This is a genomic window from Burkholderia sp. 22PA0099, from assembly GCF_047497165.1.
GTDB lineage: Bacteria > Pseudomonadota > Gammaproteobacteria > Burkholderiales > Burkholderiaceae > Burkholderia.
Genome location: NZ_CP163165.1, coordinates 2,146,420 through 2,161,312, shown reverse-complemented (window position 1 = coordinate 2,161,312; position 14,893 = coordinate 2,146,420). Strand labels below are relative to the sequence as shown.

The following is a 14,893-nucleotide window of genomic DNA, read 5'->3' as shown; positions in this document are numbered from 1 at the left end:
GATGACGACGCCCCCGGACCCCGCCCCCTACCTCTTCATCCTCAACATCGGCTCCGGCCGCACCCGCGAGGCCGAAACCCTCACCGCCCAGCTCGACGCCGCGTTCGCCCAGGCAAACCGCCATTACGAACTCCTGACCGTCACCGATCCGTCGCAACTGGCCGACACCGCCGCCCGCGCGGCGCGGCGCGTCGGCAGCGGCGTGCTGGTGGGCGTGGGCGGCGACGGCACGCTGCGCACGGTGGCGCGCGCCGCCTACGATGCCGGCTGCCGGTTCGGCGTGCTGCCGCGCGGCACCTTCAACTACTTCAGCCGCGATCACGGCATCCCGGCCGATACGGAGCGCGCGATCGCGCTGTTGCTCGCCGCGCGCGAACACCCGGTGCAGGTCGGCTTCGTCAATGACGCGCTGTTTCTCGTCAACGCCAGCCTCGGCCTCTACCCGCGCCTGCTCGAACAGCGCGAGCAATACAAACGCCAGTTCGGCCGCAGCCGGCTGGTCGCGCTCGGCTCGGCGATCTTCACGCTGCTGCGCCCGCACCGCCTGCTGCGGCTGCGCGTCGAGCACGAAGGCACGGTGCGCGAGCTGCGCACCACCACGCTGTTCGTCGCGAACAACCGCCTCCAGCTCGAACAGGTCGGCGCGGCCGAAGCGCCGCTGCTCGCGCAGGGCATGCTGGTGGCGATGGCGCCGCTCGCGCACGGCCGGCTCGCACAAATCCTGCTGTCGCTGCGCGGCGCAATCAGCCGGATACGCGATGCGGGCGACATGATCGGCTTCGGTTTCGAGCGCTTCACGGTCGATCGCGCGTCGCGCCGGCGCCGCTCGATCAAGGTCGCGACCGACGGCGAGATCGCCCGGCTCGCGCTGCCGCTGGTGTTTCGCGTCGGCGAACAGCCGCTGCGCCTGCTCAAGCCCGAGCCGGATGAAGCCGAACGCGAACGCAAATGACCGCCCCCAAGCCGGCGATAATCCCCCGATGACCACCCTGCTCCAGATTTCCGATCCCCACTTCGGCGCGGAACGGCCCGCCGCGGTCGAGGCACTGGTACGGCTCGCCGCGCAGTTGCAGCCCGCGCTGATCGTGATGTCGGGCGACCTGACGCAGCGCGCGCGACGCGGCCAGTTCGACGCGGCGCGCGCGTTCGTCGCGCGGCTCGCTCCGTTGCCGGTGCTGGCGATTCCGGGCAATCACGACCTCCCGCTGTTCGATCTGGTCTCGCGCTGGCGACGGCCGTACGCGAACTACCGGCGCGCGTTCGGCGCGGCGCTGGAGCCGGAATTCGACACGCCCGCGCTGCTGGTGCTCGGCGTCAACACCACGCGTGCGGCACGGCACGCGGCGGGCGAGATCTCGGCGGCACAGGTCGAGCGCGTGGCGCGACGGCTCGAACGCGCGGGGCCGGCGCAATTGCGCGTGGCGGTGGTCCATCAGCCGATCGTCGCCGCCGATCCGGCCAACCGGCACGACCTGCTGCACGGCCGCGACGCCGCGCTGCGGCGCTGGGCCGACGCCGGCATCGATCTGGTGCTCGGCGGCCACACGCATCTGCCCGGCATCTGGCCGGCCGCCGCGCTGGCGCGCCCGGTCTATGGCGTGCAAGGCGGCACGGCCGTGTCGCGCCGGCTGCGCGACGGCGTGCCGAATTCGGTCAATCGCATCGACTATCTGGCCGGCCCGAGCGGCCCGCGCCGCGCGATCGTCACGCGCTACGACTACGACCCCGCCCACCCGGACTTCGTCGCGCAGCCCGCGCAAACGCTCGAACTGGCCCCCGGACGCTGATCCAAGCAGCGCTCGCCGCTTCCGTTTGCATTTTTATAGACGATCAGTCTAAAATCGGCCGCATGACAAATCCGACCGATTCCGCCCTCAAGCCGCGCCGCGGCCGTCCCCCGAAAAACCCGCAAGCGCACGCCGATACGCGCGGCGTGCTGATCCGCGCCGGCATGGAATTGCTGACGGAGCAAGGCTTCTCGGCCACCGGCCTGGATACGGTGCTCAAGCGCGTCGGCATTCCGAAGGGCTCGTTCTATCACTACTTCGAAAGCAAGGAAGCGTTCGGCCGCGAGCTGATGACGGCCTACGACGCCTACTTCGCGGCCCGGCTCGACCGCTGGCTGCTCGACGACAGCCGCCCGGCGCTTACACGGCTGGCCGATTTCGTCGAGGACGCCAAGGCCGGCATGGCGCGTCACGATTTCACGCGCGGCTGCCTGATCGGCAATCTCGGGCTGGAGGTGGGCGCGCTGCCGGAGGGATTCCGCGAAGCGCTCGAAACGATCTTCACGCGCTGGCAGGCGCGCGTGGCGCGCTGCCTGCGCGACGCGCAGCGCGAGAACACGCTCGCCGCCGACGCGAACCCCGACGCGTTGGCGGAGTTTTTCTGGATCGGCTGGGAAGGCGCGGTGCTGCGCGCCCGGCTGGTGCGCAACGCCGCGCCGCTCGACACCTTCTTCAGCGGGTTCCTGGCCGTCCTGCCGCAGCGGCAGCCGGCCGGCGCCCGCACCCGTCCGTGACCGGACCCACGTTCCGCTGAGAGACACACGATGTTCCATTGCCTTCTGATCGAACAGGACGCCAACGGCGCCAGCCACACCCGGCTCGACACGCTCGACGAGGCGCGCTTGCCCGAGGGCGACGTGCTGGTCGATATCGAATACAGCACGCTCAACTACAAGGACGGCCTCGCGATCACCGGCAAAAGCCCGGTGGTGCGGCGCTTTCCGATGGTGCCGGGCGTCGATTTCGCCGGCACGGTGCGCGAGAGCGCGCATCCGACATACCGGCCCGGCGACGCGGTGGTGCTGAACGGCTGGGGCGTGGGCGAGCAGCATTGGGGCGGGCTCGCGCAGTGCGCGCGCGTGAACGGCGACTGGCTGATTCCGTTGCCGCAGGGGCTGACGGCCCGGCAGGCGATGGCGGCGGGCACGGCCGGCTATACGGCGTCGCTGTGCGTGCTCGCGCTGGAACGTCACGGCATCGGCCCGCAACGGGGCGACGTGCTGGTGACGGGCGCGAGCGGCGGGGTCGGCAGCTTCGCGATCGCGTTGCTGGCGCGACGCGGCTATCGCGTGGTGGCCTCCACCGGCAAGACGCAGGAAACCGATTATCTGACCGGGCTCGGCGCGGCCGAGGTGATCGATCGCGCCACGCTGTCGGAGCCGGGCAAGCCGCTGCAGAAGGAGCGCTGGGGCGCGGCGGTCGATTCGGTTGGCGGCGCGACGCTGGCGAACGTGTGCGCCTCGCTGCGCGCCGACGGCGCGGTGGCCGCCTGCGGCCTCGCACAGGACATGTCGCTGCCGGCCACGGTCGCGCCGTTCATCCTGCGCGGCGTGAGCCTGCTCGGCATCAACAGCGTGACGCGCCCCTACGCCGAACGCGAAGCCGCCTGGCGCATGCTGGCCGACACGCTCGACCTGACCCAGCTCGACACCATCACGCGCGAAATCGGCCTGGCCGAAGCGATCGGCGCGGGCGCGGACCTGCTGGCCGGCAAGGTGCGCGGCCGGCTGGTGGTCGACGTGAATCGCTGATACGTAAACGGCGACGCGGCGCGGTTCGATTCACATCGCACCGCGCCGCGTCAACCGACCTCCGCCGTTTCCTGTGTGTTTACTTCGTCACCGGTTGCGGGCCGCCGCTGGCGGTCAACTGCTCGTACACCTCGTGCGACAGATCGAGCAGCGCCTGGCGATCCATGCCGCCCGACACCGCATAGCCGAACCGGCCATCCACCCAATAGAACACGTTCACCGGGCCGCTCTGATACAGCTTGAACGCCGTCACGTCCGAGGCCAGCTTGCGGTGCGAGATGTTCAGCGTGATCCGCTCGCCGAGCGTGTTGTGATACATGAACTGCGCGATCGGGCCGTCGTCGCCGGGCAGCAGGCGGCCGCCCATCAGCTCGTAGCCGGCGCGCGTCAGGATCGGCGGACGCACGTCGGTGCCGAGCCGGCTCGACAGCCATTGCACCAGTTCCTGCTCGCGATCGGCGCCCACCTCGACAGGCCGCGTCACCATCGGCGCATAGGTGACATAGGCGATCGCCGACTGGCGCGCCAACGCTTCGCCGCCATACGACGCGCGCAGGATCGAACCGCCGCCGCCATCCGCACTGCCGGCCACATCGCGGCCGACCGGGCTCAACATGCCGCCCGCACCGATCCCGATGCCGATCACGAGCGCGGCGGCGAGGCCCGCGAAGCGCTTCCAGTTCGCGGCCGGACGCGCCGCGCCGGCCACCGGTGCGAGCGCGGGTGCAGCCACGGGCGCCGCATCGCGCGGCATCTCGACCGCTTCCGGTGCGAGATCCTCGGGAGGCAACAGGCGCGCCGGCAGCGGCTCGTCGAGCACGCGGTCGTAGCGCTCGTGCAGCATCGAATTGATCGAGAAGTAATCGCCGATGCGCTCGGCCAGGCCGGCATCGGTTTCGAGCAACTGGTCGATCTGAGCGCGGCGCGCTTCGCCGAGCGTGCCGTCCACGTAAGCGTGCAGTTCCGATTCGGTGATCGGCGTGATGGCTTCGTTCATCGCACCACCTTCAGGTTTGCGCTGGATTGGGTTCCGGACATCAGGGTGCGCAGGCGTTCGCGGCCGCGCGAGAGCCGCGACATCACGGTGCCGAGCGGAATGCCGAGCGACAGCGCCACTTCCGCGTAGCTCAGTTCCTCCAGGCCCACCAGCAGCACCACCTGGCGCTGGTCGAGCGGCAAGCGCTGCAGCGCGTAATCGAGGTCGCGCACTTCGAGCGAGCGCGTGGGCGCGCCGGGCACGGCGAGCGCGGCCTCGGGCAGCGCCTCGTCGTCCACCGACACATGCTCGGCGCGCGCGCCGGGCCGTCGTGCCTGGTTCGCGAACACGTTGTGCATGATCGTAAACAGCCAGGCGCGCAGGTCGGTGCCGGCCTGGAACTGCTCGGTATGGCGCAGCGCGCGTTCGAGCGTGTCCTGCACGAGATCGTCGGCAAGCTCGCGGTTGTGGATCAGCGCGCGCGCATAACGGCGCAGGCGCGGCACATGGTCGATCAGTTCGTCTCGGATGGTCATGACATCAAGGTCGGCTCATGGGCGGACGGTCGGAAAAGGGAAACATGCATGCGGTCGTACCTCGGATTCAATCGCCGGCCAGCAGGTCGGCGGCCTTCATCAGGCCGTGCGTGCGCGCCTCGCCGGCGATCACGATATGTTGCCCGGCGGCCGATGTCCATTCGAGCAAACGCACCGCGCCGAGCCGGCGTGCCTGCCAGCGCCCGCCGCGCTCGGGCGTGCCCGGCGAAACCAGCACCAGCGGCTCGCCCAGCGCATTGCGATAGACGAACGCATGGGCGCGCGCGAACGGCCAGAGCGCCAGCGGCCGGGCATCGGCCAACCGGAAACCGACCGCACCGAGGTTGGGCGCGGGGTTCGACAACGCATCGTCGGGCCGGGCCGGCGCGGCGGCAATATCATGCGCGTTCAATGCGGTCACCGCGGTCAATTCGTCGTAGGCGGCGGTATCGAGCCGTTGCGCGGCGGCGCGCTCGAACGCCGGCAGGCCGACCGCGACGACGCAGGCCGCCAACCCGGCGGCCACCGCCAGCGCAACCGCCACGGTCGCCACGCGGCCGCCGCGGGACAAGCCCGCCCACCCGCGCCGCAGGCCGCGCGGCTGATCGGGCTGCAACGCCGCGCCGGCCAGCTCGGCTGCCCGCAACGCTTCACCGCCCCACGCCGGTTCGGCCCCCTCGATCGCGAGTTGCGCCGGAAAATGCGAACGCATCTGCGCGTTGACCCGCGCATAAAACGCCACGCGGCGCGCCTCGGCCGGCTGCCGCGCCAGATAGGCCAGCACGCTCGGCGCGCGCTCGGCGGCAAGCAGGCCATCGGCGTAGGCCTGGACGTCCTGCTCGGTCGGAATCGGTTCGGGTGCGGGTTTCATGGCTGGGCGAGTCGGATCATTCTCGGGGTACACACGGCGAACACCGCACGCACCCGCTTATTCCCTGCCCGATGAAAAATATTTTCGGGTGCCGGATCATGCCCCCGACGCTCGCCTGCCCAGAAAAGAAAGGAAACCGAAAGAGTGCAAAGCGAGGCGGCCCGCCGCCCCGTTTTACATACCGATCAGCGTGCGCAGCGAGGCGATCGAATGCGGCCGGGCGTACCAGAAGCCCTGCGCCTCGTCGCAACCGAGCGCCAGCAACTGGTTGGCCTGCTCGATGGTTTCCACGCCCTCGGCCGTCACGCGCATCTTCAACGCATGCGCCATCGCGATGATGGCCGCCACCAGTTCGGCGCTGCGCGCGTCGCTCGGCAGCGGCGCGACGAACGCGCGGTCGATCTTCACGCGATTGACCGGAAAGCGTGTGAGGTAGGACAGGCTCGAATAGCCGGTGCCGAAATCGTCGACGGCGATTTCCACGCCGAGTTGCCGGATCGACGAAACGGTGTCGAGCGCGGCCTCGGTGTCGCCGAACAGCACGCCCTCGGTAATTTCCACTTCCAGGTTGTGCGGCGCGAGCCCGCTGTCGTCGAGCGCCTGCTCGATGATGCCGAGCAGGTTGCCGCGCCGGAACTGCTGCGGCGAGACGTTCACGCACACGCGCGGCGCGTCGTCGCGATCGCGGTGCAGGCGGCCGATTTCCCGGCAGGCGGTGCGGATCGCCCATTCGCCGATCCGGTCGATCAGGCCGCTTTCCTCGGCGATCGGGATGAATTCGTTCGGGCTGATGTCGCCCGAGCGCGGATGCCGCCAGCGCAGCAGCGCCTCGACCTGCGCGATATGCCCGGTTTCGAGCGTGACCTGCGGCTGATAGGCGAGCCAGAACTGTTGCCGGTCGATGCCGCGCGAAAGCGCCGCCTCGAGTTCGAAGCGGCGCGTGGCTCGCACTTCCAGCGCGCTGGAGAACGGCACGGCCACGCCGTCGCCATCCTCGATCGCCGACGACAGCGCCACGTTCGCGCGGCGCAGCAGCGTATCGGTATCCTCGCCGTGCTCGGGATAGGCCGCGATGCCGGCGCTGGCCGACACGTGCAGCGCCGCGCCCGCAAACTCGATCGATTCGCCGGCGCAGCCCACGATGGTATCGACCAGCCGGCGCACCGACGGCGCGGGCTCGTCGCACAGCATCGCGAACTTGCCGTCGCCCATGCTGGCCACGCCGTACAGATGCGGCACCTTGGTGCGCAGCCGCTCGCCGGTCACGCGCACGGCCAGCTCCACGCCGGGCAGCCCGAGCGCGTTGCGAATGGTGTTGAGGCCGCCGATTTCGAGCAGCACGATGCTGAAGCAGCCGTCGGTGGCGCGCGCCCGGGCGATCCGCAGGTCGAGCCGTTCGGCGAACAGCTTGCGGTTCGGCAGGCGCGTGGTGTCGTCGTAGTTGGCGGCGTACCAAAGCTCGCCGCCCGACGGCGGTTCGTTGTTGGCACGGCTGATGAACACCACCCAGGCGTCGGTCCCGATGGCGTTCGCGCCGTTCGCCTCGGCCCGATGCGCGCCATCCGCGCCGGACAGGTCGATGCCGCCGGCCAGTTGCGCCGCCGCGCCGCGCCGGGCCGCATGCCGTGCGTTGCCCGCTTCGGCCGCGTAGAGCGGCGACAGCACGAGGCGCACCGGCAGGCCGTCACCGGTCGGGCGCTGCAGCAGCCAGATCTCGCTGCCGCGCGCGAGTGCGTCCATGCTGGGCGCGGACCATGCGTCGCCGGGCGCGGCCAGCATCGATTGCAGGCGCAACGCGGTGCCGGGCACGCCGGCGCGGCGGCCGGTCAAGCGCTCGAACGCGGCGTTGGACCAGGTCAGCGTGCCGTCGGACGCACACAGGCACACGGGCTGGGCGGCCTGCGAAATCGCGCGTTCGATGCGCGTCGCGTCGGCGTGGCGCGGCGAATCGTCGATCGGGTCGTCGATCGATTCGTCGAGCGCGGCGAGCGGTTCGGTCAGGCGCGGCTCCGGTCGTTGCATGGCGAGAGGTCGGTCAGGGAAAGGCGGCGACAGGGTCCGTCGCCGCAAGCTTCAGATAGTAAGCGAATCGGGTGCGCGCGCTCGTGAAAATCGGTGGCCCGCGTCACGCTCAAGCGCCGCCGGCCTGCGTGCAGGCTTCGATGCCGGCCGCGATGGCGCCACCGATGCGACGAATCGTTTCCGGTTGCGCAAGCCGCCGCTCCTCGTCGGGATTGACGATCACGCCGGCCTCGATCAGCAGCGCCGGCATGGGCGCGGTATGCAGCACCATCAGGTCGTCGAAGCGGTGGATGCCGAGCCGGCGATCGAGCAGCGGGCGGTTCTCGCCGTGGATCGGTTCCGCGTGATAGAGCGACGGCGTCTCGCCGGCCGCCAGCATCCGCTCGCCCACCGCCTTCGCGCAGCGCAGGCTCTGCGCGTAATGCGGATTGCGCTCGGACACGAAGATCGCGTAGCCGTGGAAATCGCGCTGGCGGCCCGCATCGAGATATTGCTGCTGGATCGAATCGTGATGGATCGATATGAACAGGTTCGCGTCGGGGTGCTGCGTGGCGCGCGCGGCCAGCGCGATCTCGCGGCCGTCGGCCGAGGTGCGGAACACGCGATCGCCCTGCGCGGCCAGGTCGGCCGCGACCGCCGCCGACAGGTCGAGGTTGTAGCGGTATTCGACGCGGCCGCTGGCGCCGGTCGCGCCCGGATGCAGGGGCGTGTGGCCGGTGTCAACGACGATGGTCGGCACGGCGGCCGGTGACGCTGCGGGCGAAGCGGCATGAACGGCGGGCGCGGCGCTCGCCAGCACGCAGGCCAGCGCTGCCGTGCGCAGGAAGAAACGTGTTGTCGATGTCATCGTGGTGATAGCGGGTGTCGGTGGCAACGCGCGAGCCGATGCGGCACGCGCGACACCAGCATGCGTCATCGGCGCTTTGCGAGACGGCGGGAATCGCGACGCATTTTACGCGTGCGCGGCACAACGAAAAAGCCGAAACAACGCGGATTGCCAGCTAAACACGTATCAATTTGCGACGGTGCGCCTGCCGGAGACGCGCACGTTGACAAACTTACGCCGCGCTCACGATTTCGCGCCGAACGCGTCGGCCATCTGCTTGGCGCGCTTGACCTCGTCGCCGTGCAGATAGATGGAGGTGGTCGAGATCGACGCGTGGCGCAGATTGTCACGCACCGTGGTCAGTTCCGCGCCGCGAGCGAGCGCGTGGGTGGCGTGCGTGTGGCGCATCCAGTGGGGGCTTGCGCGGCGCAGCTTGTCGGCGAGCGGCGGATGATCGGTGGCGAACTGTTCGGACACCTGCATGAAGAAGCGCTTGAGCACCTTCCAGAGCCGCACCCCGCTGATGCCGGCCTGCACGTCGCCGGCCAGAGCGCCGATCACGGGCGTGTCGGGCCGCCATTGCGTCGCGACCATCGACAGGCCGCGCTCGCACGCGTAGCGCGTCAGCGCCTGCCAGGCCAGCGGCGGCAGCGCCACGCGCGCGGCCTTGCCGCCCTTGCCGACGAGGTGGATCCAGCGGTCGTCGCGCGCGTCACTGCGGATCGCGCCGAGCGTCAGGCCCACCAGTTCGCTCGCGCGCAGGCCCGTGGCATACGAGAAATCGAGCAGGAAGCGCAGCCGCTGCGCGGCGGCCGGCTCCCAGCCGCCCGACCATTCGAGGCCGTCGGCGATCACCCGCACGATCTGCCATTCGCCGTCGCTGAACACGCGCGACGAGTCGAGCGCGGCCGAGCGTGCCCCGCCGCGCACCTTCACGCCCGAGAACGGATTCGCAAGCAGATAGCGCTGCTCGACGAGCCAGCGGAACAGCGCGCCGAGCACCGACAGCGCATGCGCGGCCGAGCGCGCCGACAACGCGCCCGTGAACGGCCGCCAGTCGGCGGCGCGGCGCGGGCGGATCGGGCCGGTCCAGCGTTCGGCCGGCTCGGGGCGGCGCAGGAACGCGCGGTAGGCGAGCGCGTCTTCGGTCGTCAGCGACGACAGCGCGCGGCCGCGCTCGACGATCGCCCACAGGATCAATCGTTCGGCCTCCTTGCGATAGGTGCGGCGCGTGGCCTCCGACTCGTGCAGCGAGAGCCAGGCCTGCACGGCGGTGTAATCGTTGTCGGCGTCGAGCGTGCAGGTTGCGCGCGGCGCGCGGAACGTGCCGGCCGTGCCGTCCACCTCGTGCGGCAGGCGCAGTTGCTCCCACGGCACGATCGCGGCCGGCGCGGCCGAGGCCACCAGCGCGCGGGCGCGTTCGGTCAGCGCCGGATGCGCGCGGAAGAACGCCTCGATATGGCGCGCGCTGGCCGGGCCGAGCCCGTCGATCGCCTTCCACCATTGGCGGCGGCGCGGAATGCGCACCGTCAGGTCGGCCAGCGTGGTGATGCCGTGCGCGCGCAGCGCCGCCACGGCGCGCGCGGGCAGCCAAAGGTCAACGTCGTCGCCGACGTGCGGCTCGGGCAAGCGGGCGTGACGCAGTTGCACGATCGCCTCGGCCACCGCGCGCGCATGTTGCGTGCGCTCGGCCGGCGCATGCGCGAGCAGCTCGGCCAGATCGCGTCGCCCGGCTCGCGTGGCGGCGGCCACCAGACGGCGGCGAATCGCGCCGAGCACGCCGCGTGCCGAGCGGCCCTGGCCGAGCCGGTCGCCGAGATAACGCTCGGCCGCCGCGCGCACCGACATGCCCTCGTACCACGCGCGCAGCATGGCCAGCTCGTCGGCATCAGGGAAGCCGGACGGAGCCGGTGAATCGGGAGAAGGAGCGGCGGTCGGCGGATGGGCAGTCATGCGCGCGAGTGTGACATGAATTCAGCGTGGGGCGGCCGTGTGCATCAGCGCTTCGATCTCGGACTTGCATTGCATCAGCGCCGACAGCAAGGCCTCGCGCTGGCGCTCGAAACGCAGCGCCGGCACGGCGATCGCGATCGCGTAATCGTCGGGCAGGCCGGTGCGCAGCCATACGCCGATGCCGCACACGCCCTCGGCGTGCTCCTGCGCATCGATGGCATGGCCGAGCTTGCGCACGCGCGCGAGATCCTTCAGCAAGGCATCGAGGCTGGCCAGCGTGGCGCCGGTGCGCTTCGGCATGCCGTCGGCGAACAGCGCGGCGACCTCGCTATCGCTGCGGCGCGCCAGCAAGGCCTTGCCGTGCGCCGTGCAATGCGCGGGGAACGCGGTGCCGACCGGCGACACCACGCGCAGCTCCTGGTTCGACACGGCCTGATCGACGCTGATCGCGTGTTGCCCACGGAACTGGCACAGGTCGACCGTTTCGCGCGTGCGCTGGCTCAGTGCCTCGACGTGCGGGCGCGCCACCGCCACCAGGTCGGTATGCGCCGACGCGGCCAGCCGCGCGAGCGCCGGCCCGAGCCGCACGCCGTCCGCGCCCGACATCACCATCTGCTGCGCCTCCAGCGCCGCGACGATGCGATACACGGTGCTGCGCGGCAGATTCGCGCCCTGCGCGATCCGCGCCAGCGACAGCCCGCCCGTCTGCCCTTCGAGCGCGCGCAGCACCGCCGCGGCGCGCGCGATCACCTGCTTGCCGGCTGCGCCCTCGCCTTCCCCTTCATGCGTGTCTTGCGCCGCGTGACGAGCGGGCTCGGCCGATGCCGGATTCGACGCATGCGCGGATGCGCGCGCACCGGCCGCGCCTTGACGACGCGGCGATGCCTTCTTATCCTGTTCCATATATCGAAACGATTGTCTCACTGAATGGACATCGTAGAACAGGCGGCGAATGCCGTCAAGGATCGGACCTCGTGAAACAAGCATTGGGAAAAGCCGGCGAAACCACGCTGCTGAGTGTGGCCTGCCTGACCATCATGGTGGGATGCGCGCTCGTGCCGGGCTTGCAGCGCGTGTCGCTGCGGCTCGGCCTGAGCGGGCTGGAGAGTTGGCTCGTGACGATGCCGTCGGTGGGCGTGGTGGTGCTCGGGCCGATCGCGGGCCGCATCGCCGATCGGATCGGCCTGCGCCGCGCGCTGTTGCTCGGCCTCGCGCTGTATGGCGCGCTCGGGCTGGGCGGCGCGCTGCTGCACGGCCCATATGCCGTGCTGGGCAGCCGCTTCCTGCTCGGCGGCGCGACGGCGCTCGTGATGGCCACCGGCACCGGGTTGATCTCGGCGTTCTACGAGGACCGCCAGCGGCTCGCGATGATCGCGCGCCAGGGCATGGCGATCGAACTGGGCGGCGTGGCGTTCCTGATGCTGGGCGGCTGGCTGGCCGTGCGCGGCTGGTGGTATCCGTTCCTACAATACGCGGTGGCGTGGCTGCTGTTTGCCTGCGTGCTGCGGTTCGTGCCCGATGAACGCGGCGCGCCGCGCGAGCCGGACAGCGGCACGCCGCTGCCCGATGCGCTCAAGAGCGTGTATTGCGCGGCGTTGCTGTCGATGGCGTGCTTCTTCTCGGCTGTGATCGTGTTGCCGCTGCGCTTTCACGAACTCGGCATCGGCGAAGCGGGCACCGGCTACTTTCTGGCGTTCGTGTCGTTGGTGGCGGTGGGCGTGGCGGCCACGATGCCGCGTGTCAGTTCGCGCTTCGGCGCACCCTCCACCCTGACGGTCGCGTTTCTCGCCTACGCCGTCGCGCATGGCGTGTTCGCCTGCGCCGCGTCGCTCGCGCCGTTCGTGGCCGGCGCGGTGGCGCTCGGCACCGGCTTCGGTTTGTCGATTCCGCTCGTCAATCACATGACGGTCGAAGCCAGCCCGGCGAACCGGCGCGGGAGGGCGCTCGGCAACCTGTCGATGGCGATCTTCGCGGGGCAATGCCTGCCGTCGTTCATGCATTACACGCCGGGGCGCGGCGCACCGCTATTCGTGGCGGCGGCCGGGCTGGCGTTGTTCGCAGCGGCGGGGTTGCCGCTCGTGCGGCGGGTCAGCCGATTCATCTCGCCATCTCGCTAAAAAGCCCCAACACCGACGACACCACTCAATCCTCCCCATTCCCCGCAACCACGCTGCGCCCCACCTTCGCCTCCCGGCGCTTCCGCTCGTTGAGGATCTGATGGCGGCGATGATCGGTCATGCCCTTCCAGGCCCGCGCCTCCTCGCGAGTGCGAAAGCACCCGGTGCACAAGCCCGTCTTGCCGTCGAACGCGCACAGCTCGACGCACGGTGATTTGACTGCCATGAGATCTTTCCGGAAAAAGTCGAACTGCGTTCAGGCCAGCGCCGCAACGCCCTGATAGCCGAGATACAGGCCCACCAGCACGATCAGCCCGCCCGAAAAATACGGCGCCTTGCGCGCGAAGCCGCCGAAGCCGCTCCAGCGCTTCGACACATGCTTGACGCTCAACGCGGCCAGCGTGCCCGAAGCCACCATCGTCGCTGCCAGCCCGATGCTGAAGCACAGCACCAGCGCCGCGCCCAGCGTGAACTGCTTCAGTTGCAGGCACAGCAGCAGCACCGTGATCGACGCCGGGCACGGCACCAGCCCGCCCGTCAGGCCGAACATGACGATCTGCCCGGTCGTGACGCTGCCGCCCGCGAAGCGGCGCCGGATGTCGTTGGCGTGGGCGCGCTCGTGGGCGTCCTGATAGCCGTCGGCCTGCATGTCGAGCCCGGCGGCGTGCGCGTGATCTTCGCCGAAGGCCACCGCGTAGTTGTGGCTATGGTTGCCGTGGCCGAGCCACAGCCGCGCCGTGAACGCATGCGGCTCGGGAATCGCGTCGGCCGATTCGAGAAAGCCGTCGCGCTGCACGAAGCGGAACGTCTGGCCGCTGCCGTCGGGCCGTGAGATTTCCACGGCCACCTGGCTCGCCGGCCACGCCTGCCCGCCCCGGCCGGCATTGCGCAACCGGAAGCGCGGCGGCACGCCATCCTCGAAGATCTCGAGCCGTACCACGCCGTGGCCGGTGTCGATGAGCCGCGCCTCGTCATGGTGATGATCGTGGCCATGCGGGTGATCATCGTCGTGATGATGCGCATGCGCGGCGCGCTGCTCGCGCCAGGTGCGCCACAGCATCCACGCCGCGATCGCGATGATCATCACGGCCGAGGCGACCTGGAAATACGGCTCGGTCGCGTCGGCGCTCCAGTTGCGGCCGAAATAGAGGCCCGTCATCGCCACCGCCCACACCACGGCCGTGTGCGAGAGCGTCGCCGACAGCCCCAGCAGCACCGCCTGCCCGACCGTGCCGCGAATCGCGACGATGAACGCCGCCATCATCGTTTTAGAATGGCCGGGTTCGAGTCCGTGCAGCGCACCCAACAGGATCGCGCTTGGCACGAACAACCAGGCATTGCCCTGTTGCAGCAGGGTCGAGAATTCAGTCATTTCCACGTTCCAAGAGACTGGAAAACGGATCGCAGTATACTCCCCCCCAGTATAAAAACACCCTCCGACATGCATACGATTCACGACAAACCGAAGTTGCTGGCCCGGGTCCGACGGATGCAGGGGCAGTTGCGCGCGCTCGAAACCCAGCTCGATCAGGACGGCGATTGCGTGGCGATCCTCCAGCAGATCGCGGCGATCCGCGGCGCGGCGAACGGGCTGATGTCCTCGGTCATCGAGGGCCATATGCGCGAGCACGTCGTCAAGGAAACCGACGAGGCGCACCGCAGCGAGGAAGCCGAGGTCGTCATGCAGGTGATTCGCTCGTATCTGAAGTGAGTGAAGTGCGCGGCGATGCGTGCGCGCCACGCTGCGGCGAGATGCGCTTCGAGGCGATGCGTGCACGCGGCCCCGGCGGACAGCACGTCAACAAGACGGCGTCGGCGATCCGCGCCACGCATCTGGCCAGTGGGATTGCCGTGCGCGTGGAGAGCGAGCGCAGCCAGCACGCGAACCGGCGGCTCGCGTTGCAACTGCTCGGCTGGCGCTTGCAGCAGGAGGCCGAACAGCAGGCGCTGCGCGAACGCCGCGAGCGGCATCGGCAACATGGCGCAGTGGCGCGCGGCAACCCGGTGCGGGTGTTTCGGGGCGAGACGTTCGCGCCATCGGACGGCTGACCGCA

16 protein-coding genes are annotated in these 14,893 nt (G+C 70.1%); 7 read left to right on the top strand and 9 right to left on the bottom strand.

The features are described 5' to 3' along the window. Position 1 precedes the first annotated feature (1 nt). The 4 genes from AB4851_RS25290 (at position 2) to AB4851_RS25275 (ending at position 3,538) form a co-directional block, all read left to right on the top strand. Positions 2-952: a diacylglycerol/lipid kinase family protein gene (locus AB4851_RS25290; RefSeq protein WP_414449263.1), complete on the top strand. Its 951-nt coding sequence runs from the start codon at positions 2-4 to the stop codon at positions 950-952. Between the two features lie 28 nt (positions 953-980). Then, positions 981-1,787: a metallophosphoesterase family protein gene (locus AB4851_RS25285; protein ID WP_414449262.1), complete on the top strand. Its 807-nt coding sequence runs from the start codon at positions 981-983 to the stop codon at positions 1,785-1,787. Between the two features lie 62 nt (positions 1,788-1,849). Further along, positions 1,850-2,521: a TetR/AcrR family transcriptional regulator gene (locus AB4851_RS25280; protein ID WP_414449261.1), complete on the top strand. Its 672-nt coding sequence runs from the start codon at positions 1,850-1,852 to the stop codon at positions 2,519-2,521. A 30-nt stretch (positions 2,522-2,551) separates the two neighbouring features. Further along, entirely contained in the window at positions 2,552-3,538 is a 987-nt protein-coding gene (locus tag AB4851_RS25275; RefSeq protein ID WP_414449260.1) for an MDR family oxidoreductase, read from the top strand. 79 nt (positions 3,539-3,617) lie between these two features. On the opposite strand, the gene AB4851_RS25270 is transcribed toward AB4851_RS25275, so the two are convergent. The 7 genes from AB4851_RS25270 to AB4851_RS25240 all read right to left on the bottom strand — a co-directional run bounded on the left by AB4851_RS25270 (position 3,618) and on the right by AB4851_RS25240 (position 11,625). Then, a complete protein-coding gene (locus AB4851_RS25270; protein WP_414445315.1) occupies positions 3,618-4,535 on the bottom strand; it encodes an anti-sigma factor family protein in 918 nt (305 codons plus the stop codon). Further along, a complete protein-coding gene (locus AB4851_RS25265) occupies positions 4,532-5,050 on the bottom strand; it encodes an RNA polymerase sigma factor (protein ID WP_414445316.1) in 519 nt (172 codons plus the stop codon). The genes AB4851_RS25270 and AB4851_RS25265 overlap by 4 nt, the downstream gene beginning before the upstream one ends. A 67-nt stretch (positions 5,051-5,117) precedes the next feature. Further along, positions 5,118-5,921 carry a transcriptional regulator gene (locus AB4851_RS25260; protein WP_414449259.1) on the bottom strand — a complete coding sequence of 268 codons (804 nt, stop codon included), beginning with the start codon at positions 5,919-5,921 and terminating at the stop codon, positions 5,118-5,120. Positions 5,922-6,095: 174 nt separating this feature from the next. Then, positions 6,096-7,943, bottom strand: coding sequence for a putative bifunctional diguanylate cyclase/phosphodiesterase (locus tag AB4851_RS25255; protein WP_414449258.1), 1,848 nt, complete (start codon positions 7,941-7,943; stop codon positions 6,096-6,098). 109 nt (positions 7,944-8,052) lie between these two features. Further along, a complete protein-coding gene (locus AB4851_RS25250) occupies positions 8,053-8,790 on the bottom strand; it encodes an N-acetylmuramoyl-L-alanine amidase family protein (RefSeq protein WP_414449257.1) in 738 nt (245 codons plus the stop codon). 222 nt (positions 8,791-9,012) lie between these two features. Then, positions 9,013-10,722: a phage integrase family protein gene (locus AB4851_RS25245; protein WP_414449256.1), complete on the bottom strand. Its 1,710-nt coding sequence runs from the start codon at positions 10,720-10,722 to the stop codon at positions 9,013-9,015. Between the two features lie 21 nt (positions 10,723-10,743). Then, entirely contained in the window at positions 10,744-11,625 is an 882-nt protein-coding gene (locus AB4851_RS25240; RefSeq protein ID WP_414449255.1) for an IclR family transcriptional regulator, read from the bottom strand. Positions 11,626-11,696: 71 nt separating this feature from the next. Between AB4851_RS25240 and AB4851_RS25235 the strand changes: the two genes are divergently transcribed. Then, positions 11,697-12,839, top strand: a complete 1,143-nt coding sequence (locus tag AB4851_RS25235) for an MFS transporter (protein ID WP_414449254.1) — start codon at positions 11,697-11,699, stop codon at positions 12,837-12,839. Positions 12,840-12,864: 25 nt separating this feature from the next. Here the strand turns inward: AB4851_RS25235 and AB4851_RS25230 are convergent, their stop codons facing one another. Together AB4851_RS25230 and AB4851_RS25225 are read right to left on the bottom strand one after the other, a co-directional pair. Beyond that, positions 12,865-13,065, bottom strand: coding sequence for a DUF1289 domain-containing protein (locus AB4851_RS25230; RefSeq protein ID WP_414449253.1), 201 nt, complete (start codon positions 13,063-13,065; stop codon positions 12,865-12,867). A 30-nt stretch (positions 13,066-13,095) separates the two neighbouring features. Further along, entirely contained in the window at positions 13,096-14,211 is a 1,116-nt protein-coding gene (locus AB4851_RS25225) for a nickel/cobalt efflux protein RcnA (protein ID WP_414449252.1), read from the bottom strand. Between the two features lie 69 nt (positions 14,212-14,280). Between AB4851_RS25225 and AB4851_RS25220 the strand changes: the two genes are divergently transcribed. Both AB4851_RS25220 and AB4851_RS25215 read left to right on the top strand, forming a co-directional pair. After that, positions 14,281-14,550 (top strand): metal/formaldehyde-sensitive transcriptional repressor, encoded by a 270-nt coding sequence (locus AB4851_RS25220; protein WP_414445325.1) that lies wholly within the window; start codon positions 14,281-14,283, stop codon positions 14,548-14,550. Next, entirely contained in the window at positions 14,547-14,888 is a 342-nt protein-coding gene (locus AB4851_RS25215; protein ID WP_414449251.1) for a peptide chain release factor-like protein, read from the top strand. The genes AB4851_RS25220 and AB4851_RS25215 overlap by 4 nt, the downstream gene beginning before the upstream one ends. Positions 14,889-14,893: the final 5 nt, after the last annotated feature.

Coding starts and splice junctions, on each gene's coding strand:
- AB4851_RS25290 (WP_414449263.1), top strand. CDS start 2: ATGACGACGCCCCCGGACCCCGCCCCCTACCTCTTCATCCTCAACATC.
- AB4851_RS25285 (WP_414449262.1), top strand. CDS start 981: ATGACCACCCTGCTCCAGATTTCCGATCCCCACTTCGGCGCGGAACGG.
- AB4851_RS25280 (WP_414449261.1), top strand. CDS start 1,850: ATGACAAATCCGACCGATTCCGCCCTCAAGCCGCGCCGCGGCCGTCCC.
- AB4851_RS25275 (WP_414449260.1), top strand. CDS start 2,552: ATGTTCCATTGCCTTCTGATCGAACAGGACGCCAACGGCGCCAGCCAC.
- AB4851_RS25270 (WP_414445315.1), bottom strand. CDS start 4,535: ATGAACGAAGCCATCACGCCGATCACCGAATCGGAACTGCACGCTTAC.
- AB4851_RS25265 (WP_414445316.1), bottom strand. CDS start 5,050: ATGACCATCCGAGACGAACTGATCGACCATGTGCCGCGCCTGCGCCGT.
- AB4851_RS25260 (WP_414449259.1), bottom strand. CDS start 5,921: ATGAAACCCGCACCCGAACCGATTCCGACCGAGCAGGACGTCCAGGCC.
- AB4851_RS25255 (WP_414449258.1), bottom strand. CDS start 7,943: ATGCAACGACCGGAGCCGCGCCTGACCGAACCGCTCGCCGCGCTCGAC.
- AB4851_RS25250 (WP_414449257.1), bottom strand. CDS start 8,790: ATGACATCGACAACACGTTTCTTCCTGCGCACGGCAGCGCTGGCCTGC.
- AB4851_RS25245 (WP_414449256.1), bottom strand. CDS start 10,722: ATGACTGCCCATCCGCCGACCGCCGCTCCTTCTCCCGATTCACCGGCT.
- AB4851_RS25240 (WP_414449255.1), bottom strand. CDS start 11,625: ATGGAACAGGATAAGAAGGCATCGCCGCGTCGTCAAGGCGCGGCCGGT.
- AB4851_RS25230 (WP_414449253.1), bottom strand. CDS start 13,065: ATGGCAGTCAAATCACCGTGCGTCGAGCTGTGCGCGTTCGACGGCAAG.
- AB4851_RS25225 (WP_414449252.1), bottom strand. CDS start 14,211: ATGACTGAATTCTCGACCCTGCTGCAACAGGGCAATGCCTGGTTGTTC.
- AB4851_RS25220 (WP_414445325.1), top strand. CDS start 14,281: ATGCATACGATTCACGACAAACCGAAGTTGCTGGCCCGGGTCCGACGG.